General features: G+C 65.9%; 4 protein-coding genes and 1 pseudogene. 1 reads left to right on the forward strand and 4 read right to left on the reverse strand.

All coding sequences use genetic code 11. The features are described from left to right. From VGV60_17300 to VGV60_17315, 4 genes and pseudogenes are all read right to left on the reverse strand, one after another. A pseudogene (locus VGV60_17300) lies at nucleotides 1–388 on the reverse strand (carboxymuconolactone decarboxylase family protein). Between the two features lie 118 nt (nucleotides 389–506). Further along, nucleotides 507–1,085, reverse strand: a complete 579-nt coding sequence (locus VGV60_17305; GenBank protein HEV8703031.1) for a transcriptional regulator — start codon at nucleotides 1,083–1,085, stop codon at nucleotides 507–509. Between the two features lie 638 nt (nucleotides 1,086–1,723). Next, nucleotides 1,724–2,236 carry a tetratricopeptide repeat protein gene (locus VGV60_17310; GenBank protein ID HEV8703032.1) on the reverse strand — a complete coding sequence of 171 codons (513 nt, stop codon included), beginning with the start codon at nucleotides 2,234–2,236 and terminating at the stop codon, nucleotides 1,724–1,726. An 88-nt stretch (nucleotides 2,237–2,324) separates the two neighbouring features. Continuing rightward, nucleotides 2,325–4,994 carry an AAA family ATPase gene (locus tag VGV60_17315; protein ID HEV8703033.1) on the reverse strand — a complete coding sequence of 890 codons (2,670 nt, stop codon included), beginning with the start codon at nucleotides 4,992–4,994 and terminating at the stop codon, nucleotides 2,325–2,327. 314 nt (nucleotides 4,995–5,308) lie between these two features. On the opposite strand from VGV60_17315, the gene VGV60_17320 reads away from it, so the two are divergent. After that, on the forward strand, nucleotides 5,309–5,757 hold a 449-nt coding region (locus tag VGV60_17320), incomplete at its 3' end, for a cupin domain-containing protein (protein HEV8703034.1).

A 5,757-nucleotide genomic window follows, 5' to 3' on the forward strand; every position in this document is an offset into this window, starting at 1 on the left:
GCCGACGCACGATTCACGTTGTCCGTTTCGCGTCTCGTCTCTTCCCGCAATTCTTTCCCCCAGCCCATCTTTAGGCTCGGCGAGCTGGGGATCAGTCAGCCCCTTGGCCCGGGCGGAGGCCAGGTGGCTGTTGATGCAGTACATGCAGTTGTTAGTCACGCTCACCGCTACGTAGACCATCTCCTTGGTCAACGGGTCGAGCGCCCCCGGGGCATCACCTGCTTGACCGCCTCCGAGGTGCGCCGAAGCGGCGGGGGGTCGTGGGCCAGGGCCTTCCAGAAATTGTTCACTCAGTCGGAGCGGCGGTCGCCATGATGTCGTCGTAGACTGCTCGCACTTCGGGCGGCGCGTCCTGGTACTCGATCAATCTCACGAATCGACTCGCCAGGGAATTGGCTTGCTTCTCCGCATCTGCTAGTCGCGTGAGGCCGGACTGCTTGAGCCCGGCGAACTCCTTTGCGTCCGGCGCCTCCTTGCGCAAGGATTGGCCCGGCCCGCTGAGGTTCTCAAGCGGCGAGGTCACTGTCGTCGCCAAACAGCCACAGTTTGGGCTGCGCCAGCACTCGCGTCACGAACGCATTGTCCTGCTTCACGCGTTTAGACAACTCCTTTGACGTATAGATCGTGGGAGCGACATTCCGTCCGAGTTGTGCGGAGGCCGCTTCCAGAGCAGCGAACAGATCGGCATAGGTCAGGCGGTCGCTGACCACCATTAGATCAATGTGGCTGGCGGCGGTGTCCTGGCCTTTCGCGATTGACCCGTAGACGAAAGCCGCGCTGATGCGTCGCGAAACCGGTGCCAGCGCCGCGCGCAGCACGTCGGCAAGCCCGAATGTCTTGAGCACCACCGCTCGCAGCTCCTCGAACACTGGCGAGCCAGCGTTTGCCTGATAGTGCTTCTGCTTGCCGACGCGGGTGACCGTCACGAGACCGGATGCCTCGAGCCGGGCAAGCTCTCGCTGCACGGCACCGGTGCCGGAGCGCGCCAAGCCGATCACCTCGTTTGCATAGAAGCTCCGCCGGGGATTGCCGAAGAGGACGCCCAATACGCGCTGCTGCACCTTGGCGAACAGCGCGTCGGCCAAGCCCGGGGATGGAGTCCTCGGATGCTGCTTCCGAGCGGCGAGCTTCATTCCCATAGTGGGTATGATAAACCCCGTTCTGGGTACGGTCAAGCCACCCGGAATACCCTAACGATCCGCCGAGGTTGGGACCTCGCACCTCTCCAGGGCGGGGCTACCTCGTGTGGGAGCAAAACGGGAGCAACTGATGACGCGGCGCACACCCCACGGGGCACAGCGCGGCTCGGCCCCTGCCGGTCCCGCGAAAGACAACTGTGCGGGAACAGGCCCATGGAGCCACCACCGGCGAATCCTGGCGAGCCGTCAACGGTTCGAACCTTCAATGGCGGAACAGGAGGGACTCGTGGCCGACCGAACGATCTGCGTGGGCCAGTCTTCGGCGAGAGCTAGTCGCTCCGGCAGGGTCGGACGTGCCGAGATGAAGTAGTCGTTCCGGTCTGGCCCGCCCACGACGCTGGGCAGGGCCCGGCTGCTCCGCGTTCTCGACGTTCCATACGATGCTCTTCAACACGGTGAAAGTCCCCGACGGGACACGTTCGAACTTACATAGTTCAAGGGCGCGATTTTATACCCCGCTGACGAATTCCCGAATGGCGGCCAATGGCAGCAGTGAGCCGTGGTCGGCGATTCACCAGGTGACCCTAGGTAAGGAACGGACCCCCGCTCTCGAGCTTTTCCAACCAGTACGTCATGCCCATCTCGCCGTACATCGCCGTCGCGGTAGTTAGGTGCTCCTCGGCCTGCTTGGGATTACCCGTCCGCCGGTAGAGCCTGCCGAGGCCGAAGTGGCAGTGGGCCACGAGCGGGCGCATCTCGAGCTCGGAAGCGAGGGTCATTGCGGCGCCGTAACGCGCCTCGGCCGTCGCCACGTCGGGGCGGCCATGATGCGAAGCGATCTCGCCTAGGAGGCGGAGGGCCCACGCCTCATAGCCGCGTTCACCGCGCCCGCGAGCGAGCACCACGGCGCGGTCGGCGCAGGCGTGGGCGTCCTCGACCTGGTCCGCGAGCAGATACGCCTCGCCGAGCTGCTCGACGCTGAGCGAGTGGTAAAACCCAATCCCTGCGGATTCATAGGCGGTCAGGGCCTGCTGCAGGGAGGAGACGCCCTCCTCAATGCGTCCCGACCACGCGTACACGTGCCCCAGAGACGCCATTGCGATCGGAGTGTGACTCGTGATGTTCCACTCGCGGCACTGAGCGACCACGCGCTCGAGCAGACCGGCGGCCTGGCTCAGTTCCCCCCTATCCCACGAGGACGCTGAACGGGTGATCGAGCGCTTCGGCGATCCGGATCGCCTCTTGTCCGTGAGCGTCTCCCTCGTCGAACACGCCTCGTTCGGCGAGGGCGCGCGCCAACTGGGCACGAGACCAGACGGCGGGAGACACCACGAGGCCGAACCGCTCACGGGGCCGCTGGTCGTGTAGCGACTGCATCAGTTTGCGGCAGACATCTTCGGTCCCGCGATAGTCGCCTGAGAGATAGGAGGCGGCGGCAAGGTAGTACTGAGCTGCGATCTGGAGCGGAACATCGCCGAGGCGCTCGGCGATGGCCTCGACCGTTTGCGCAAACGTGCGCACCTCTGTTATGTGACCGCCGGTGTGCAGGTGATGGCCGCTCATATAGGCCGACACCCATCCGAGTCGTCGCGAATCGTCAAGCGTTCTGGCGAGGCCCTCGGCTTCCCGGAGATACCGCCAGACCGTCGCGAGCTCGTTCAGCGGAAAGAGCGACTGGCGAAGGTCAAGACGGAGATCGATCGCGCGCTCGATCTTCTGGCGCGCGTCGGGCAGTGGGTGCAAGGCCGCCAGTGCCTGCTCGAAGCAGGTCACCGCCTCCCGGTAGGCCGAGCGGGCGAGGGCCTTGGCGCCGGCCTGCCGGAGGTAAGTGACCGCCTTCTCCCATAGCTCGCCCCGGAAGGCATGGTGAGCCAAGCGCTCGACCTGCTCGGCCACCCGGTCGGGGTAGAGCGCCTCGAGGGCCTCCACGATCCGGGCATGGAGTGCGCGGCGGCGATCCTGGAGCACGCTCCCGTAGGCGACCTCGTGGGTGAGCGCGTGCTTGAACGTGTACTCGAGATCCCGGAAGAGGCTCCTCTCGTAGAGAAACTCGGCCGCCTGGAGTTGGGTGAGCCCCCGGCGAAGGCTGTTCTCGGGCACGTCGGCGATGGCCCGCAGGAGCGTGAACGGCACATCCTTCCCGATGACGGAGGCAGCCTGAAGCAGCCGCTTGTCCTCGGGTGGCAGCCGGTCGATACGCGCGGCAACGATCGCCTGAGCCGTCGCCGGGATCTGCCACGCCTCCGGCGCCCTCGTCATCTGATACGCCCCCCGATCCCCAACGAGCACCTTGGTCTCCACCAAGGTCTGCACGCTCTCCTCGAGGAAGAAGGGGTTGCCCTCGGTCCGCTCGATCAACGCGCGCTTGAGGGGCTCGAGCGTCACGTCCTGGCCCAGCAGGGCGGTGAGCAGCTCTTCGGCGGTCTGGGACGGCAACGGATCGATCCTGAGCTGGGTGTAGTAGGTCTTGCTCCCCCACGGGTGCTGGTACTCGGGACGGTAGCTGACGAGCAGCAGGACGCGCGCCGTCGCGAGGCTCTCGATCAGGGAGTCGAGCAACGCCTGGCTCTCGGAGTCCATCCAGTGGAGATCCTCGAAGAGCAAGAGGAGCGGTTGGACCTGACTTTCCCGCAGGAGGAGCCGCTTGACTGATTCCAAGATTCGCTGCCGGCGTTGCGGAGGGTCGAGGGCGCCCCACGCGGCATCGTCGACGGGGACATCCAGCAGCGCCAGGAGCGGCGTCAAGAGCGGCTCCAGCGTCGGGTCTAGCGTCAGGAGCTTCCCCGCCACTCGTTCGCGAATCTGCCGCTGGTCGTCGCGCTCCTGGATCCTTAGATATGCCTTCAGCAGCTCGATGACGGGCAGGTACGGCGTGGCCCTCCCATAGGAGACCGAGCCGCCTTCGAGCACCAGCCAGCCGTGGGCGCGGTGGGACCGCGTGAACTCCCAGACGAGGCGGGATTTCCCCACGCCGGGCTCGCCCACGATCGCGACCGCCTGCCCATGTCCTGCACCGGCCTGCTCGAGCGCCTGTGCTAGCTGCTGCAGCTCTCGCTCGCGCCCCACAAAACGCGTCAGGCCGCGCGCGGCGCTGGCCTGGAGCCGGGACCGGGCCGGCCCGACCCCGGTGAGCTCGTACACCTCAGTCGGGTTCTCGAGCCCCTTCACGGTGACCGGCCCGAGCGGTCTCACCTGGACGTACCCTTCGGCCAGCTTCAGGGTGTCGCCGGTGACCAGGATGGACCCGGGCTTGGCCATCTGCTCCATCCGGGCGGCCAGATGCGTCGTCTGCCCGACGGCGGTGTAGTCCATGTGCAGGTCGCTGCCGATGGCGCGCACGACGACCTCGCCCGAATTGAGTCCCACGCGGATCTGCACCGGCGTGCCGCCCCCGCGCTGGAGCTCGTCCGCATAAAGGTTGATCCACCGCTGCATCATGAGCGCGGCATAGCAGGCGCGGACCGCGTGGTCCTCGTGGGCTACCGGCGCGCCGAAGAGCGCCATGATCCCGTCGCCCATCACCTGATTCACCGTGCCCTCGTAGTGATGGACGGCCTCCATCATCCGCTCCAGGACCGGATCGAGGAGTCTCTGCGCCTCCTCGGGGTCCCGGTCGGCGAGGAGCTCCATCGAGCCCTTGAGGTCGGCGAACAGCACGGTCACGTGCTTGCGCTCGCCTTCGAGAGCACTCTTGGAGGTCAGGATCTTCTCGGCGAGGTGCTTTGGAGTGTAGGCCTCGGGGGAGGCGAACCGCGGTCGGGAGGCGACCGCGGGTTCTACGGGAGTCCCGCAGTAATTGCAGAACCTGGATCCCGACGGGAGGGCAGCGCCACACGAGCCGCAGGTGAGGGTCAACCGCCCCCGCACTCCAGGCAGAAGCTCGACTGCGGTGGATTGTCGTGCTGGCACCCGGGGCACTTCATGTCGGACTCTCCAGACCCCTGGTGAAGGATACCAGGCGTGCGTGGCCGATGGGCGCCGTTCGAGCTTTTTCGGGCTAAAGGCTCGTCGCTCGGCTGTCCGGATACCGTCGAACGATATACCAGCGGCTCGCGACGAACGCGTCGAATCGTGGGCGGGTAGATCGAGCCCGGACGAGCGGACTCGTATGCATTGATGTTCATGGTGCCGACGGTTATCCTCATCCCGCCACAGGGGAGGACACCGACATGACCACAACAAAAGGCCTTGTCGTGCCCGCGGGCGGCGGGAAGCATCTCGACATGACGACGCCGGGCCGCTTCGCCGCCTTGAAGCTCCTCGGCCACGAGACCAATGAGAGCATCATGCTGTTCGAGGAAACTGTGCCCGTCGGCACCAAGAGCCTCTTCCATCTACACCGCGACAGCGACGAGGTCGCCTGGGTGCTCGCCGGCGAGATCACCTTTAAGATCGGCGACGATGTTACCGTCGGCGGGCCCGGCACCTGCGCGTTCTTCCCGCGCAACGTCCCGCATGCTTGGAAGAACAGCGGCAGCGAAACCGGCCGCGTCTTGTTTCTGTACACACCGGCCGCCGGCGGCGGCTACGTCGAGGAGCTCTTGAAACACCCCGGACCGATCAACGACGACGAACGCAACAAACTCCGCGAGCGCTACCGCTGGGAAGTCGTCGGTCC

It is taken from the genome of Candidatus Polarisedimenticolia bacterium (assembly GCA_036001465.1).
Taxonomy (GTDB): Bacteria; Acidobacteriota; Polarisedimenticolia; order Gp22-AA2; family Gp22-AA2; genus Gp22-AA3.

Excerpts from the sequence above, each read along its gene's own strand:
- VGV60_17310 (HEV8703032.1), bottom strand. The coding sequence starts at position 2,236 with ATGGCGTCTCTGGGGCACGTGTACGCGTGGTCGGGACGCATTGAGGAG.